This is a genomic window from Vibrio sp. VB16, assembly GCF_015594925.2.
In the GTDB taxonomy this organism is placed as follows: Bacteria; Pseudomonadota; Gammaproteobacteria; order Enterobacterales; family Vibrionaceae; genus Vibrio.
The window spans coordinates 908,430-923,578 of sequence record NZ_CP087590.1 but is presented as its reverse complement, the minus strand read 5'-3'; the positions used below and the strand labels follow the sequence as shown (position 1 = coordinate 923,578).

Here is a 15,149-nt window from a genome sequence, read left to right as displayed (position 1 = left end):
AATTTACCCCTCCTTCTCGTCATTTTTAAGAACGTCAGCTTTTAATGCTTCGAGGTTTTCTTCTGCCTCATGGCTGGCAATCAATCTATCCAGATCACCCACTATAATTTTATAGGCGGCTTGAAGAAATCTAGCAGTAAGCGTTGCCATGCTGATTGGTAGTACTGCATAGGGTATAAATCGAGGTAGCTTTTCGTAGCGCTCACCTTCGTTGAGAAGGTCCGCTAAAAATTGCAACATTTCTGGCATAGGAATGTCATCCGTTTCATACCACGCACGTTCAGAAATAAACGGATACCAGTAATTCCAAGAACCAATGAGCAGCATGACCGAAAAACAGAGACAAAGAGACACAGCGATAATCGCATATACCTTTTGTAGTCCCTTTGGTGCCATGTTAATCACAACATCGACACCGATATGAAAGTGCCTTTTTACACCGTAAGAAGCGCCAACTAACACCATCCATGCAAACATAAATACTGTTAATTCAAGAGCCCATAGAATGTTGTCGTTCAGTGCATAACGAAATACAACATTGGTGAAAGTTAGCAAGGTCATTATTCCAAGGAAACCAGCAATTAAGGTTTCTTCAAGGAGGTCGGTTGCCCTTTCTACTTTAGAAAAAAACGTCCGTATCATGAGGATTCTCCGCTATCATTATTATTGTAAATTGCATGGGTAGATTCCTACCCATGCTTTGCGGATTACTTATTTGATGCCAAGGCAGCATCGATTAACTCGGAACCAATATCTTTTTCATATTTGCTCCAAACAGGTTTAAGTGCATCAACCCAAGCTTGACGCTGCTCAGAGGATAACGTTCGCACTACTCCACCTGCATCGATGATGTTTTGCTTATTGGTTGCATTCACTTTACTTGACTCAGAGTTACGAGTATCGGTTACTTCCATTACGATCTTGCTTAATTGATCACGAACATCTGCAGGCAATTCATCCCAGAAATTATTCGACGTTACCACTAGGTAATCTAGGATACCGTGGTTGGTTTCGGTCACACCATCTTGTACTTCGAAGAACTTCTTACCATAGATGTTAGACCACGTATTCTCTTGGCCATCAATAACTTTAGTTTGCAAGCCGCCGTACACTTCTTTGAACGACATTTTCTGCGGATTAGCACCCAATTGCTCAAACTGTGCAACTAGAACATCTGAAGCTTGTACACGAAATTTGAGCCCTTCAGCATCCGATGGAAGCATCAATGGCTTATTCGCAGACATTTGTTTCATACCGTTGTGCCAGAATGCAAGGCCTTTAAGGCCGCGTCGTTTCATCGCATTTTTAAGCTTGTCACCAGATTCAGAGTTTTGGAAACGGTCTACGGCATCTACATCTTCAAAAAGGAAAGGAAGGTCGAAAATACGATATTTCTTAGTGATTTTCTCAAATTTTGATAAAGATGGGGCGGCCATTTGAACATCACCATTTAACAAGGCTTCTAGTACTTTGTCATCATCATACAAAGTAGAGTTAGGGAACACTTGCATACAAGCTTTTCCATTCATCTCTTCATTTACGCGTGTCTCTAATAAAGAAGCAGCGATACCTTTAGGGTGTTTATCTGTATTGGTCACGTGGCTAAACTTGATGACGATTTCACCAGGGTCACAGTTAGCAGCAGCATTGAAACTCGTTAAGGCAAGTGCAGACACAGACAGTAGGGTAAGTGGCTTGATCATTTTTATTCTCCATATGATTTAAACAGGCCCATCTTTGGGCTCTGCATGGACTACATAACGCAATAAGCAAGCCAACTATTAACAATAATTTTACATCCCTTGCAGCACGGGCTCTATTGCCGCTTTATCAATGTATTGTGTTATTGCAGGAGTTATCTAGGGAGTCTAAATGGGTGGGAACTGACACATAAAAAGAGTACAAATGTGTCATTTATTACATACTGGTAACATATAGATGAGCGCTTTCAAATTTCAGCTCACAAATTCTTCTCTTTTCAAATCTGATAGCTTTTCTATAAACCAATTGAGCGCTTTTCCGGTGTTATCTTTGCGCCATCCTATTCCTAAATTATTGCTTCGATTCGTTAGCGGAGACGTATCTAAAACAACAAGCTCACCTGAATCTAGCTCTTTTTTTATTCTAAACAAAGGTAAATATCCCACACCTAACCCTAAAAGATGCAGTGTGATTTTTTTGTCTACTGTTGGGACGGTGAGTCTTCGTTGGCCTTCAAAGATACCCGAAGATTTTGCAGGTAGGCTCTTAGAGCTATCAGAAACGACTATGGAAGGGTACTGTTTTACTTCTTCTATTGTGATCGGCTGGCGTAACGCCGTCAAAGGATGATCGCTGGCTACAGCAAACACAAAGTCGATTTCACCTATTCCTAAACATTGATATTTGATGGTATCAATATCTAACGGTGTACCTATCGCAAGATCGACTCGCCCAGAATCTAGCGCATCAAAAGTGCCACCAAATACCTCTTCTACCAATTTGATCTCTACGTGAGGATAATGTTTCTGAAACTCACCTATTAGAGCATAGATAGGCTGACAATTTATAATATTGTCAACGCAGATCCTTAGTTCTGGCTCCCACCCACTTTCAGCTTGGATAACCAGTTTCGATAGATTATCCGTTGCCTGCAATATAGATCGCCCATGCTTCAGTAACAATTGCCCCGTCACTGTGAACTCGGCTTTTCTTTTGCTTCGATCAAATATGACGACACTAAGATCCTCTTCCAGTTTCTTTACTGTATAAGAAACCGCCGATGGTACTCGGTAAAGTTCTTCAGCGGCGGCAGCGAAACTTTCTTTTCTATCTATCGCATCTAAAATACGCAGTGCATCTAGGGTAATAGGATTGGTCATGATTAAATAATTTTCACTCTCTAGAGTTAGCTAAAAGGGCGTTTTCCAAGGTGCATTGTTATCTACAATATCATTACAGCATTAAAAAGAAACCGCCAATCAATTTGACGTTGATTGGCGGTTAAACACAGCTAGGTTTCCTTATTTCATCTTCTCGAGATGGCATTATTTTGATTGCCTAGATCAAAGTCACTCATCAGGTCTTGCAAGTGAACAGCGCTATCGTTTAATTGAGAGGCTTTATCTTGAAGTTTTCTCGCCTCCTCTTCCGTTGATACGGCTTCAATGCTAATAGTCTCAATACTGCTGCTCATTTCAACGGCAACTAAACTCTGCTCTTCTGCCGCGGTCGCTATTTGAGTTGTCATATCATTAATAAGTTCCATACCTTGTGCTACTTGGGCAAAGATATCCCGCGACGACGCCACTTTTTCCAACGCATTTTGAGCTTCTTGGTTATTTCTTTTTATCGTCTCAGCGGAATTTTTAATGCCGCTAGACAAATCATCTAACATGGTTCTTATCTCTTGGGTTGCATCTTGTGTACGAGATGCAAGATTTCTCACCTCATCAGCAACAACAGCGAAACCTCGACCATACTCCCCGGCTCTTGCCGCTTCTATTGCTGCATTTAGCGCCAATAGATTAGTTTGGTCCGCTATTTCACTGATCACGTTAGTAATCTGACTAATCTGTTCACTATTGGCAGAAAGGGTATTAATTTGCTTGGTTGTATTGGTTAATTCTAGTGAAAATGCTTCCATTGAATGTAATGCATCCATTACGACGCTGTCACCATCAACCACCGTCTGCTGAGCGGCGGTAGTGGTATCAGAAGAATTTTGTGCATTGCTGGACACTTCATCAACTGTAGAGCTCATTTCACTCATCGCCGTCGCAACTTGAGTAGTATGATTAGACTGATTAGCCATGGTTTTCGTCATTGAGTAACTGGTGCCAGAAAGCTGCTCAGCAGATATAATCAAATCACCCGCAGCACTAGACACCTGGCCTAAAACGGTTTTACTCCTCGCCTGTAGAAGCTTCACTGCCATCATGGCTCGTCCTACTTCATTCATCGATTCGAGATGAATTTGTTGATTATAGTCGCCGCTGGCCATCTCTCGTAATCTGATGCGAATCTCATCCAATGGTTGAATTAACCCAACGATGGAGCGCCACCAATTAAACAACGTCAGCAGCATTGAAACACCAAGTAGCATCAATAACGCAGGATGTGCATCCTGATAGGCCATGAATATTGCGAAAAGTAAAATCAATAGATTCACGACGGATGTAATATTGAAGAGACTCTTAAAGGTTAACCGATGGATAAGCTTAATCTTTGGTAGTTTTAATGAATCATTGTTTCTCAGTTTTTTATATAGCTGATCAGCCTTGCTAACTTGCTCCCTAGAAGGCTCTGCACGAACGGATTGATAACCAATTACCTTGCCCTGTTTCATAACTGGAGTAACAAATGCGTCGACCCAATAATGGTCACCATTTTTACAACGGTTTTTAACAAATCCACGCCAGCCATTGCCTGTACGTACCGTCTTCCATAGGTCTTCAAACGCGGCTTTCGGCATATCAGGGTGACGCACTATATTGTGGTCCTGCCCAATCAACTCGTCTAGCGTAAATCCACTCATCTCGAGAAACGCTTGATTCACATAACGAATTTTTCCATCCAAATCGGTTACTGATACTAAGTCTTCCGACGAAGTGAACCGTTGCTCTTTCTGTGTGACAGGCTGATTATTTCTCATATGGTCTTCCATTCTAAATTACGTTTAGGTACACCTAACCTTCTTCCCGAGGTTCAACTCCATACCTAGCATCTTTGGATCTACATCATTATCGGCTGAAAACCGTAATAGTTTAGGGATGTTTGTCATCATTAATAGCAGGTGCATAACCGTCCTTGCTTAGTGGCCAGAATAGCCCGTCGACAAAAAAGGGGACGTAGGTCTACGCTTGATGAAATACCGTTTAGTTTTAGAGAGGAATTCGTTAATAATATTGGTATCGACCGCATTGAAGATAATTAACTCAAAGGCAGATGATGGACATTAAAGACAAAATGCACGCCCAAACCGTCTATTTCTTCGAAGATTCAATATTGCAAGAGCAGACAAAATGCTTAGAAACTTTGTATGACTTCAATCATACCCGTCCATCCGAATCAGATAAACGGCAAGCGTTACTTTTTGAACTCTTTGCTGAGGTTGGGGACAACTGTTATATAGAACCACCTCTTCGCGCAAATTGGGCCAAGCATACTCATCTAGGTAACCATGTTTATGCCAATTTCAACCTCACCTTGGTGGATGATACCCATATATATATTGGCGATTATGTAATGATCGCTCCTAACGTGACGTTATCAACCGCGGGTCATCCGATTGAACCGGAAATGAGGAAAAAAGTAGCGCAGTTTAATATACCCATCCACATAGAGGAGAACGTATGGATTGGTGCAAATTCAGTTGTACTTCCGGGGGTAACGATAGGTAAAAATAGTGTTATTGGTGCGGGTAGCATTGTAACAAAAGACATTCCAGCTAATGTAGTTGCAGTGGGAAATCCATGCAAAGTAATGCGTGAAATATCGGAAAGAGACAAAGAGTTTTATTACAAAAAAATGCGATTCGATAACCTGTAGTCAAAAATAGTCCCGAGATTAAGAGACCCGATTTTTACCTGATTGTTTAGAAATATACATTCTTTCATCGGCGATACGAATAAGGTCTTTTGGCATAGTGTTAGAAAAATCATCGGTAAAGCTAACACCGATGCTGAGTGTGTTTTTTATGTCACCATACTGGCTGTTGAGTATCGAGCTTTCACACGATGAACGTATTTTTTCAGCGAGCTCATAGCTAGTTTCCTGCGATGATTCAGCTAAAAATATAATAAACTCTTCTCCTCCCCATCGTCCTACAACACCGTCATCGCCTACCTGTTTTTTTATAATAGAGGACAGATGTCTAAGCACAGAATCACCAACTTCGTGCCCATAACTGTCGTTAACATTCTTAAAATTATCAATGTCAAAAAGGATGCAGCCCATCGACTTTACATCAAGACAATGTTCCTTAATCCATTTATATAGCGCATCACGATTGAGTAAATCAGTAAGAGAATCATGATCGGCGCGATAAGCCAGTTCCTGTTGGGCGACAACCTTGTCGGTCACATCAACCGCGACAACTTCAAGGGCTGGCTCTCCTTCCCAGTTAATCGCGTGATCATAAATATTGAAGAATCGCTTTGTTCCATCTAAACGAATGTTTTCAATAATGTGGCTTTCCCCTACAGCTTCACCACGCAATACCTTCTCACACCGATCCAATGCGCCTGCATGATGTATTTTTGGTATCACATCAAGAACGCTGCCATTTTCCAAAAAGTCATCTTTCGAATCCACACCCATCAAATCAGCCCATGCTTGATTTATAAGCAAGGGTTTAAAGAAACGGTGAATCACAACACCTTGAACGGAGTTTTTGATTAGGCTTTCATATTTCGGCCTATTAATAAGTTGATGAGGGCTGACTTTCGATGAAATGTCGAATAATAATATTTCTAGCGCCGATTTTTTATTCCACGTTGTTTTTTGCATAAGTGAAAAAACAGCAATCGTTTTACCAAATCTATTGGCAGTAAAAAAAATCTCCCCATTAGGATCCATCGAATCTGAGGCAAATGAAGCCGACATGCTTTTTGACAGCACTTTTTGATGAAAATCATGAGAAATCAAATGTAGAGGGGTTGATATGAAACTTTTTAGATCAACCAGCGAGGTAAAACCGAACAATGACGCAAATGCTTCGTCAACATGAACAATTTTATTCTGCAAAACAATAGCAGAGCCAAAGGTTAAACCATGACTGATATCAGGAACATCCATAAAATAAGTACTTTATCTGATTTATTCATCTCACATACGTGAAACATGCACCTCATTAAACCACTAGGAACTTATCGTTTCTAGCCATTTATTATTCACATTTGCCTTCAGTCACATTATTATTCCAAAAATTCCAATAATACCGCACATAATCTGCTTATCTTATTACTAGAAACAAAAAGCCCTTATTACTCAATGAGCAATAAGGGCTTTTTTATATTTGGTACTCCGTGCAGGATTTGAACCTGCGACCACCCGCTTAGAAGGCGGGTGCTCTATCCAGCTGAGCTAACGGAGCGTTGAGGCTGTGAATTATACGAAAGAACTTGCTCAGGTCAATGCCTTTCTCCAACAATATGTTTTAAGTGACCAAAAAAGAGTCAGAACAATGAAATAACGTAATAGCAAACGTTTGCTCAATAGACCTCGATGGAAATTTTTGCGACAATGCGCACGCTATATTATTAATCAGATCAAGGGACCATATGACCGCTCAAAATATCGATGGAAAGTTAATTTCTCAAACCGTTCGCTCAGAAGTCGCAGCTCGAGTTAAAGCTCGTACTGAAATTGGACTACGTGCTCCAGGTTTAGCAGTGGTTCTAGTAGGTGAAGATCCTGCTTCTCAAATTTACGTTGGAAGTAAGCGTAAGGCTTGTGATGAGGTTGGTTTTGTCTCTAAGTCGTTCGACTTACCGGCGACAGCAAAAGAGCAAGAGTTGTTAGATCTAATTGAACAACTCAATAATGATGATGAAATAGATGGCATATTAGTTCAATTACCTCTTCCTGCTGGTATCGACACGACGAAAATCCTTGAACAAATTCTTCCTGAAAAAGATGTGGATGGCTTTCACCCATATAACGTTGGCCGATTAGCACAACGTATTCCTAAGCTTCGTTCTTGTACGCCAAAAGGTATCATTACTCTTTTGGAACGCTACAACATCGAATTACGCGGCAAGCACGCTGTAGTTGTTGGGGCTTCTAATATTGTTGGTCGTCCTATGACCTTAGAACTGTTACTCGCAGGATGCACAACGACTACCTGCCATCGATTTACTAAGGATTTAGAATCCTATGTGCGCCAAGCCGATATTATTGTTGTCGCGGTAGGCAAGCCCAGTTTTATTCCAGGTGATTGGATTAAAGAAGGTTCTATCGTTGTCGATGTAGGTATCAATCGATTAGCGAATGGTAAGTTAGCTGGCGATGTGGAATATGATGCGGCTAAGAAGCGTGCTAGCTTCATTACCCCCGTACCGGGTGGTGTAGGGCCAATGACTGTTGCAAGCCTAATTGAAAATACAATGATAGCCTGTGAGCAATATAAAAAGAGCTAGGCTAACGAATTTCTGATTTGAGGACCCATCTAATCGAAACAGAAACCTCTATCGTGTAATCCCCACTTGTGTGGGGTTACACGATGACTGATTTACCTAATTTGATCGGCTAAGTGACTTACGGCCAAACCAAAGTAATAAGATCGATTCCATTTCATCAATACTTGGTAATTCTCGTATATCAGATACGCCCGACCACCTTCATCATCTGGCATGATCAACCATGCATCAATATCTTCACTGGTTTTTGGTAACATCGAACCGTTGCGTTTTCGAACACCAAGATCATTCCAACTCTGTAACGTTTTCGCTTTCTCTTTTTGACGACCCTCTAATTGAGAAGGCAGATCTTTGGGCACGGTAACCTGTCGTCCCCAAGTATAGGTGTCATTCCATCCGTGACTTTTCAGATAATTTGCAGCCGATGCAAAAACATCCGCCTTAGTATTCCAAATATCTATTTTTCCATCACCATTGCCATCGACAGCATAATGAACAAATGAACTCGGCATAAACTGACTTTGCCCCATTGCACCAGCCCAAGAACCTTTCATCTTATCAATAGAAATGTGCTTTTCTTCTAGGATAGTTAACGCCGCCATCATCTCTTTCTTGAAAAAGGCTTCACGTCGACCATCGTAAGCTAGTGTCGCGAGAGCATCGATTACATTATATCCGCCTGTTAACTTACCAAAATTGCTCTCTACCCCCCAAAGCGCTACGATAAAGCGTGGTTGCACACCATATTCTTTGCCAATTCGAGATAGATCCGCATAGTGTTTTTTATACAAAGACTTGGCCTGTTTGATTTTCCATTCTGGCACCGCTCTTGGGATATATTCATCTAAAGTGAGTTTTTTCTCTGGTTGGTTTTTGTCTGCCTTTATTGCTCTGGGTTTATAGTCGACATTGGCAAATGCGCTTTCCAGTGTTTGTTCTGAAATACCCAGCGCTCGGGCTTCCTGTTTTAGTTCCTTAATGTACTCACTGAACTCGATTTTATCTTCAGCAAATACGCCGAATGTTAGGCCTGCGCCTAACACTAACGTGACGAGTATTTTCAAATCTAACTATCTCCTATAGCAAGCTGACTTTTTGCATAATAGAGCTTATTTTTGTTTTAATTTTTGCTCTTTATATTGCTCCAACAAATTTACTTGTGGTGGGGGAAGCTGAAGAAAGAAACCATCTTCTCGTATTGATTCCACCACTTTATTGACATCTACTTGAGCCAATTTACGCCGCTCTAATTTAATTACCATCACAAAGTGTGGCACACCAAACATTTCCATCAACTCTTTTGGTACTTGCGAGAAGTCATCCTTCTTTGCGATGTATAGATAGGCACCCTCTTTCTTCTTACTTTTGTATATTGAACACAACATAACCATCATTAACCCTTTAATAAACTATACAACTTTTCACCTAAAAGTGTCTTTCTCCATCCCGTCATTAAATCGGGTAGATATTCAGGGTCCTGTTGAGCGTTCCAAGACCAGCTAATCAGTTGATTAAGCTGTTTTTTCGAAGCAAGAAATTCGCTGGCTAAACCAGACGAAAGAGAAACCTGTTTAACCTCATCTTTAATCGTTTTAAAGATCTGTTTATAGCCGGGTTTGTCCATTAAGCGCTCAATTTTTGCTGGCCATTCATCTTCGTTTATCATCTCAGCCTGCTTTACAATCGTTATCACCTTTTCACCGTGACGACGAATCTCTCTCTGATCAAACCCTTCTTCGTCCATCCTTTTGAAGGACGTGATTCCAAATCGAGCGACTGCCCAAAGATCTTGTTCTTTAAATACAAAGTTAAGGGCTATATCTCTTGTTATTGCTTCTTTTAATCGCCAAGTTGCGAGAGGCTTAAGAATAGCCAACTGTTTAGGGGTCAATTGCCATGAACCTTTAATGTCTTTAAACACTTGCTCAGGGTCTGACTCACTGCTCCTTTTTTCAATAAGAAGTTCGGATTCTTGAAGCGCCGCTTCTCGCCAACCCGCTTGATCCACTTTTTGATACAGTAATTCAAATAACGGCATTAAATAATAGACATCTGCGGCAGCATATTCTAACTGTCTTAGACTCAATGGACGAGCAAGCCAATCGGTTCGAGATTCACTTTTATCCAGTTCAACCTCTAGATATTCATTCACCAGTGTCGAGAACCCAGTGGATAGTCCATGGCCTAAAAACGCCGCCATTATCTGAGTATCTAACATGGGGAATGGTGTACAGCCAAAACTCTGTTTAAATACCTCAAGATCTTCACCACATGCATGAAGTACTTTTAGGACGGAGCCATCCTTTAAAAGCTTTTTAAATGAAGACATATCATCAATGCAAGAAGGATCAATAAGTGAAAGGTTTTCACCATCATAAAGCTGAATTAGACCAAGCTGTGGGAAATAGGTTCTAGTACGTACAAACTCAGTATCCAACATAACGCAATCCACTTGACTGGCTAAGGTACACACCTCTTCAAGTGCTGGAGTAGTATCAATTATTTTGTAATTCACAAAAAAGTCTCTATTAAAAATGCCGACTGTTATAGTCGGCATAGTAACATTGGATGGTATCCAAGTAACCTCAAAATAAGGTGGTAACCATAAGGATACTGTTTCCGTTAGGTATTCAACACGCTACGCAACAGCATCATCGGTATTAAGCGCTTCTGCTGCTTTACGTTTTGCTATATCAGCGTCGCGTAATTCACGGCGTAATATCTTACCTACTGCGGTTTTTGGTAACTCATCTCTAAATTCAATGATTTTCGGTACTTTGTAGCCTGTTAGGTATTTGCGGCAGTGTTCAATGATTTCGGGCACCGTGACACTAGGGTCACGCTTCACGACAAATATCTTAACAATTTCACCCGTGACATCATGGGGTTCACCAATTGCAGCAACCTCCAAGACTTTACCGTGCAATGCCACCACGTCTTCAATTTCATTTGGATAAACATTAAAACCGGAAACCAAAATCATATCTTTCTTACGATCGACAATCGTGATGTAGCCTCTTTCATCAATTTTCACGATATCACCAGTAGACAGCCAACCATCTTCATCAATAGTGCTACGTGTGGCTTCTGCTCGTTGCCAATACCCTTGCATAACTTGCGGGCCTTTGACCTGCAACTCACCAATTTGATCCATCGGTAGTGGTTTACTCTCATCATCAACGATTCGAACGTCTGTTGAACATACTGGCATACCTATTGACCCATTATATTCAGAGAGATTATATGGGTTAACAGAAACCAACGGAGAGCATTCCGTTAATCCATAACCTTCCGCAAGCGCGACACCGGTTACCCTTTGCCATTTATCTGCTACCGCTCTTTGCACCGCCATACCACCGCCAATGGTCAATTTCAGATTACTAAAATTGAGCTCGTGGAAATCTTCATTATTAACAAGCGCATTAAACAGGGTGTTCACACCCGTTAAGGTGGTAAATTTGGTGTTTTGCAGTTCTTTAATGAAGCCCGGTATATCTCTCGGGTTTGTAATAAGTAGATTTTTTCCACCGAACTCAATAAATAACAGACAGTTCACTGTTAATGCAAAGACGTGGTATAGAGGAAGAGCAGTAACCACTGTCTCTCTACCATCTTTAAGGACCGCACCATACACACCCTTTGATTGCATAACATTAGCGACCATATTACGGTGTGTTAGAATTGCCCCTTTAGCGACGCCCGTAGTACCACCGGTATACTGCAAGAATGCAATATCTTCACCTGACATAAACGGCTTAACGTATTGCAAGCGACGCCCTTTATACAACGCTTTTCTAAATGAAATTGCTCCAGGAAGATGGTATTTAGGCACCATGCCTTTCACATACTTCACCACAAAATCAACGATGGTTCCTTTTGCTCTTGGTAACATTTGACCAAGGCTAGTAAGTACCACATTTTTAATCTGCGTATTATCAACTATCTGCTCAAGCGTATTGGCAAAATTAGAGACAATAACAATCGTTGTTGCCCCTGAGTCATTCAACTGGTGCTCAAGCTCACGCGGTGTGTATAGCGGGTTAACGTTAACGGCAATTAGCCCCGCTCTTAAAATACCAAATAGAGCAACTGGGTATTGCAATAAATTGGGCATCATTATCGCTACGCGTTCACCTTTACTTAACTTAAGGTCATTTTGTAGATAAGCAGCAAAGGCACGACTTCGCTCCTCTAGCTTTCGATAGGTCATGATCGACCCCATGTTTTCGAAAGCTGGTTGATCGGCGTAATTGCGTACCGCATTTTCGAACATCTCGATCAATGACGGATATTCATCTGGGTTTATCTCTTTAGGTACGTCAATTGGGTAATGTGAAAGCCAAGGTTTCTCCACGATTACACTCCTCGTTATTGGCAAATTTTCATCTGGCGAATGGCAACTTTAAGAATACTTAATCACTGCAGCTATAAATATTACGATTAGTATTAGTGCACTCTTTATTCATTCTATTAACATTTCCATTACAACACAGCTTTGCATGCATGGACACAAAACTATCAAACACTTGTTTAAATTTTGTTAACTAAACCAAAAATTAGCTCTGAAGTTAACTGAGTCTGTTGAATATGGCAGTGGTGACCACCGGGAATATATTCAACACTAAACTGCTCATTTTGTGCGGCCAATGGATGTTCAAATTCTAGCTTCGCTTGTGATAATAGATAATCAAATCCAGACTGCCCAAGTATGACTAAATGCGGGCACCGGACTTCTTTCATTATGGCTTCTGCATTTTTACGTGACATCCGAATAAGAGAATCCGCGTTTAGTTTTGCGTCATGCCGCCATTTCCATACTTGACCATCAAAAACAGAGCCTCGCTTGACAATGGGCATCACTTCAAGTCTTCTTAGATGATTTACTTTGGCACGAATATCAACCATCTCATCAATACTAAAAAAATACCGTTCTCGCTTTTCTCTTATCTGTTGTCGGCTCAATACCCCTTCACGCAATCTTTTTACGGTATTATTGGGTGATTCAGCCAAGGGACCAAAGCCCTCAATTTGAACCAACCCTGCCACATTTTCAGAAAACGCGGCACTATAACAAGTTGCAAGGAATGCACCAAGTGAATGTCCCACTAACAACAGTTTTTTCGGCGATAATGCCGTCAAAAATTGATGAATATCATCTATATAGTCGTGAAAAAGATAATAATTATCATCGCTGCGGTGGGCAGACAACCCATGTCCTGGGAGATCAACGGCAACAAGGTGTACGTCAGGCATCAATTGGTGGCATTCTTTCATTAGCTTGATAAAGCTTCCTGAGTTATCAAGCCAACCATGGATAAAAACGATCGTCAGTTCGGCCGTTTCAGGATCACCGAGTTCCATTGTCGCAAGTTCATTGTGTACTAGTTTGAATTTATTTTCGGTAAACATTTATTTGACTTCCTGTATGACCTTCCCCTTACTAGGTAGACCTCTAGACCCACGGCAATAGAGCCCATAACAAGGTGAAAAATGACTTTCTATGTCATTCACAATAACCGTCTCTTCTATACGCCATAGGTGAAAGCCTTTGATATTCATTACTTTAAATGTCATATCGAAATCATCTACTTTGCCTTGTTCCTCTCCGTCGCTCACACCTAACAACGTGACAAGGCGACCTTTTGCAAACGACATGGATTCTAAATAGCCATTGTAGTAACCAACATAACGACCCGTTGGTTCAGAATGTAAGCTGGGTTTGCCAACGCTGTTAATCGGCATATTGACAACCTCAATTCGAGTCTGGTTTTCTAGGTTAGTCACATTCGCAATAATACCACCAAGCCGGACTTCATTTTCTTGGTCTACCGGGGCATCTACCCACTGTTGATAATCGGTTAATACATTCTCGTTTGTCGTTGATAACGAATCAGGCAGCGATGAGCAAGCCGATATTAAAGCCGAACAGATGAGTATGCTTATCGTTCTAAACATCATCTCTAACTCCTTTATAGACAAAAAGGAACAACGCTAAATATAGATATCGACTCCGATTAATCTAGCAAGTTCCTCTTTCTTAGAGCGATTAAAAATATCCATATACTCTTCCATCGCTTTACGGGATTGCCCTTCAGGAAGATCATATTGAACCTGAACTCTTTCAAGCTCAGATTCACTTAACTGTCTTATGGACTGGGATACGGCAGCAGCAACTTTGGTTGTTTGCACAACACCGTCACTCGCTTGCTCTTTCTTCAAAGCGCCTTTCTTAGCCGCTTTTTGATTTCTATTAATTACCGTTGGTGTTAAGCCATTAATTGTCACCATCTAAAGACCTTTATACATTCTACCGTTACTCTCTACCTGGGAGCTTTTTCCACGCAACTTTGTCACGAAGGTAAACTGGGCTCGCTTCCTCGGCGTTTGTAGTATTGCCTTTTTCGAGTTCAAATTGGGCCAAAAATGCAATATCTACTGCTTCAGGATAGAGAACCTCACTTTGATCCCCAATTAATTCTAGCGCAATAAGCTCTTGTTGATACGCCGTCCATCCAGTTCCGGCCAATGACCAAACCAAATCATCAGCCTTCACATCTTTAATTAGGTTTTCTGGTGATATTACACACTCTTGATCAACGTTTAACCATTCGCCATTTTCTTGGCGGCAGAAACGTCCCCAATAGACTTCACTCATGCGCGCATCTATAGCGCAGGCCGCGTATTCCGTTCCGTTTACCCTATATGTTGCCTGTGCCATTGCCGCTAGGGTAGACACACCAATCATTGGCAAATTAGCACCAAACGCGAGTCCTTGTGCAATACCAATGCCTATTCTGACACCCGTAAAGCTACCAGGACCTCGTCCATAAGCTAACGCATCAACGTCGTGCAAACGGATGCCTGCTTCGTTAAGTACCTCATCAATCATAGGTAATATTTTAGTCGTGTGCCCTCGCGGGGACACTTCACTACGGAAATAAGTTTGCCCATCCACAACCAATGCTACTGAACAGTTTTCGGTGGATGTATCTAAGGCAAGAATTTTTGCGCTCATTTACGCCTCAAGTT

The 15,149-nt window shown here is 41.3% G+C and carries 15 protein-coding genes and 1 tRNA gene; 2 read left to right on the top strand and 14 right to left on the bottom strand.

Annotation, left to right across the window (positions count from 1 at the left end):
- Nucleotides 1–3: 3 nt before the first annotated feature.
- The 4 genes from IUZ65_RS04485 to IUZ65_RS04470 all read right to left on the bottom strand — a co-directional run bounded on the left by IUZ65_RS04485 (nt 4) and on the right by IUZ65_RS04470 (nt 4,633).
- Nucleotides 4–642 carry a TRAP transporter small permease gene (locus IUZ65_RS04485; protein WP_195702601.1) on the bottom strand — a complete coding sequence of 213 codons (639 nt, stop codon included), beginning with the start codon at nt 640–642 and terminating at the stop codon, nt 4–6.
- A 65-nt stretch (nt 643–707) separates the two neighbouring features.
- Nucleotides 708–1,703, bottom strand: coding sequence for a TRAP transporter substrate-binding protein (locus tag IUZ65_RS04480; RefSeq protein WP_195702600.1), 996 nt, complete (start codon nt 1,701–1,703; stop codon nt 708–710).
- Between the two features lie 252 nt (nt 1,704–1,955).
- Nucleotides 1,956–2,861, bottom strand: coding sequence for a LysR substrate-binding domain-containing protein (locus IUZ65_RS04475; protein WP_195702599.1), 906 nt, complete (start codon nt 2,859–2,861; stop codon nt 1,956–1,958).
- Nucleotides 2,862–3,007: 146 nt separating this feature from the next.
- Nucleotides 3,008–4,633 (bottom strand): methyl-accepting chemotaxis protein, encoded by a 1,626-nt coding sequence (locus tag IUZ65_RS04470; protein ID WP_195702598.1) that lies wholly within the window; start codon nt 4,631–4,633, stop codon nt 3,008–3,010.
- Nucleotides 4,634–4,929: 296 nt separating this feature from the next.
- Between IUZ65_RS04470 and IUZ65_RS04465 the strand changes: the two genes are divergently transcribed.
- Nucleotides 4,930–5,529, top strand: a complete 600-nt coding sequence (locus IUZ65_RS04465; RefSeq protein WP_195702597.1) for a sugar O-acetyltransferase — start codon at nt 4,930–4,932, stop codon at nt 5,527–5,529.
- An 18-nt stretch (nt 5,530–5,547) separates the two neighbouring features.
- On the opposite strand, the gene IUZ65_RS04460 is transcribed toward IUZ65_RS04465, so the two are convergent.
- Together IUZ65_RS04460 and IUZ65_RS04455 are read right to left on the bottom strand one after the other, a co-directional pair.
- Nucleotides 5,548–6,777, bottom strand: coding sequence for a sensor domain-containing diguanylate cyclase (locus IUZ65_RS04460; RefSeq protein WP_195702596.1), 1,230 nt, complete (start codon nt 6,775–6,777; stop codon nt 5,548–5,550).
- 221 nt (nt 6,778–6,998) lie between these two features.
- Nucleotides 6,999–7,075 (bottom strand) — tRNA-Arg (locus tag IUZ65_RS04455).
- A 187-nt stretch (nt 7,076–7,262) separates the two neighbouring features.
- Between IUZ65_RS04455 and folD the strand changes: the two genes are divergently transcribed.
- The gene (gene folD / locus IUZ65_RS04450; protein WP_195702595.1) at nt 7,263–8,120 is read left to right on the top strand and encodes a bifunctional methylenetetrahydrofolate dehydrogenase/methenyltetrahydrofolate cyclohydrolase FolD; all 858 of its coding nucleotides are present in this window, start codon (nt 7,263–7,265) and stop codon (nt 8,118–8,120) included.
- A gap of 92 nt (nt 8,121–8,212) precedes the next feature.
- On the opposite strand, the gene IUZ65_RS04445 is transcribed toward folD, so the two are convergent.
- The 8 genes from IUZ65_RS04445 to tsaB form a co-directional block, all read right to left on the bottom strand.
- Nucleotides 8,213–9,184: a lytic murein transglycosylase gene (locus tag IUZ65_RS04445; protein WP_195702594.1), complete on the bottom strand. Its 972-nt coding sequence runs from the start codon at nt 9,182–9,184 to the stop codon at nt 8,213–8,215.
- 45 nt (nt 9,185–9,229) lie between these two features.
- Complete coding sequence (locus IUZ65_RS04440) at nt 9,230–9,505, bottom strand: YcgL domain-containing protein (protein ID WP_195702593.1); 276 nt, start codon at nt 9,503–9,505, stop codon at nt 9,230–9,232.
- Between the two features lie 8 nt (nt 9,506–9,513).
- Complete coding sequence (gene rnd, locus IUZ65_RS04435; RefSeq protein WP_195702592.1) at nt 9,514–10,635, bottom strand: ribonuclease D; 1,122 nt, start codon at nt 10,633–10,635, stop codon at nt 9,514–9,516.
- 123 nt (nt 10,636–10,758) lie between these two features.
- Nucleotides 10,759–12,474, bottom strand: coding sequence for a long-chain-fatty-acid--CoA ligase FadD (gene fadD, locus IUZ65_RS04430; protein WP_195702591.1), 1,716 nt, complete (start codon nt 12,472–12,474; stop codon nt 10,759–10,761).
- A 176-nt stretch (nt 12,475–12,650) separates the two neighbouring features.
- Nucleotides 12,651–13,529, bottom strand: coding sequence for an alpha/beta fold hydrolase (locus tag IUZ65_RS04425; protein ID WP_195702590.1), 879 nt, complete (start codon nt 13,527–13,529; stop codon nt 12,651–12,653).
- Nucleotides 13,530–14,078 (bottom strand): Slp family lipoprotein, encoded by a 549-nt coding sequence (locus IUZ65_RS04420; protein ID WP_195702589.1) that lies wholly within the window; start codon nt 14,076–14,078, stop codon nt 13,530–13,532.
- A 33-nt stretch (nt 14,079–14,111) separates the two neighbouring features.
- The gene (locus IUZ65_RS04415) at nt 14,112–14,408 is read right to left on the bottom strand and encodes a chromosome partitioning protein ParA (protein WP_195702588.1); all 297 of its coding nucleotides are present in this window, start codon (nt 14,406–14,408) and stop codon (nt 14,112–14,114) included.
- Between the two features lie 25 nt (nt 14,409–14,433).
- Complete coding sequence (gene tsaB / locus IUZ65_RS04410; RefSeq protein WP_195702587.1) at nt 14,434–15,135, bottom strand: tRNA (adenosine(37)-N6)-threonylcarbamoyltransferase complex dimerization subunit type 1 TsaB; 702 nt, start codon at nt 15,133–15,135, stop codon at nt 14,434–14,436.
- Nucleotides 15,136–15,149 lie beyond the last annotated feature (14 nt).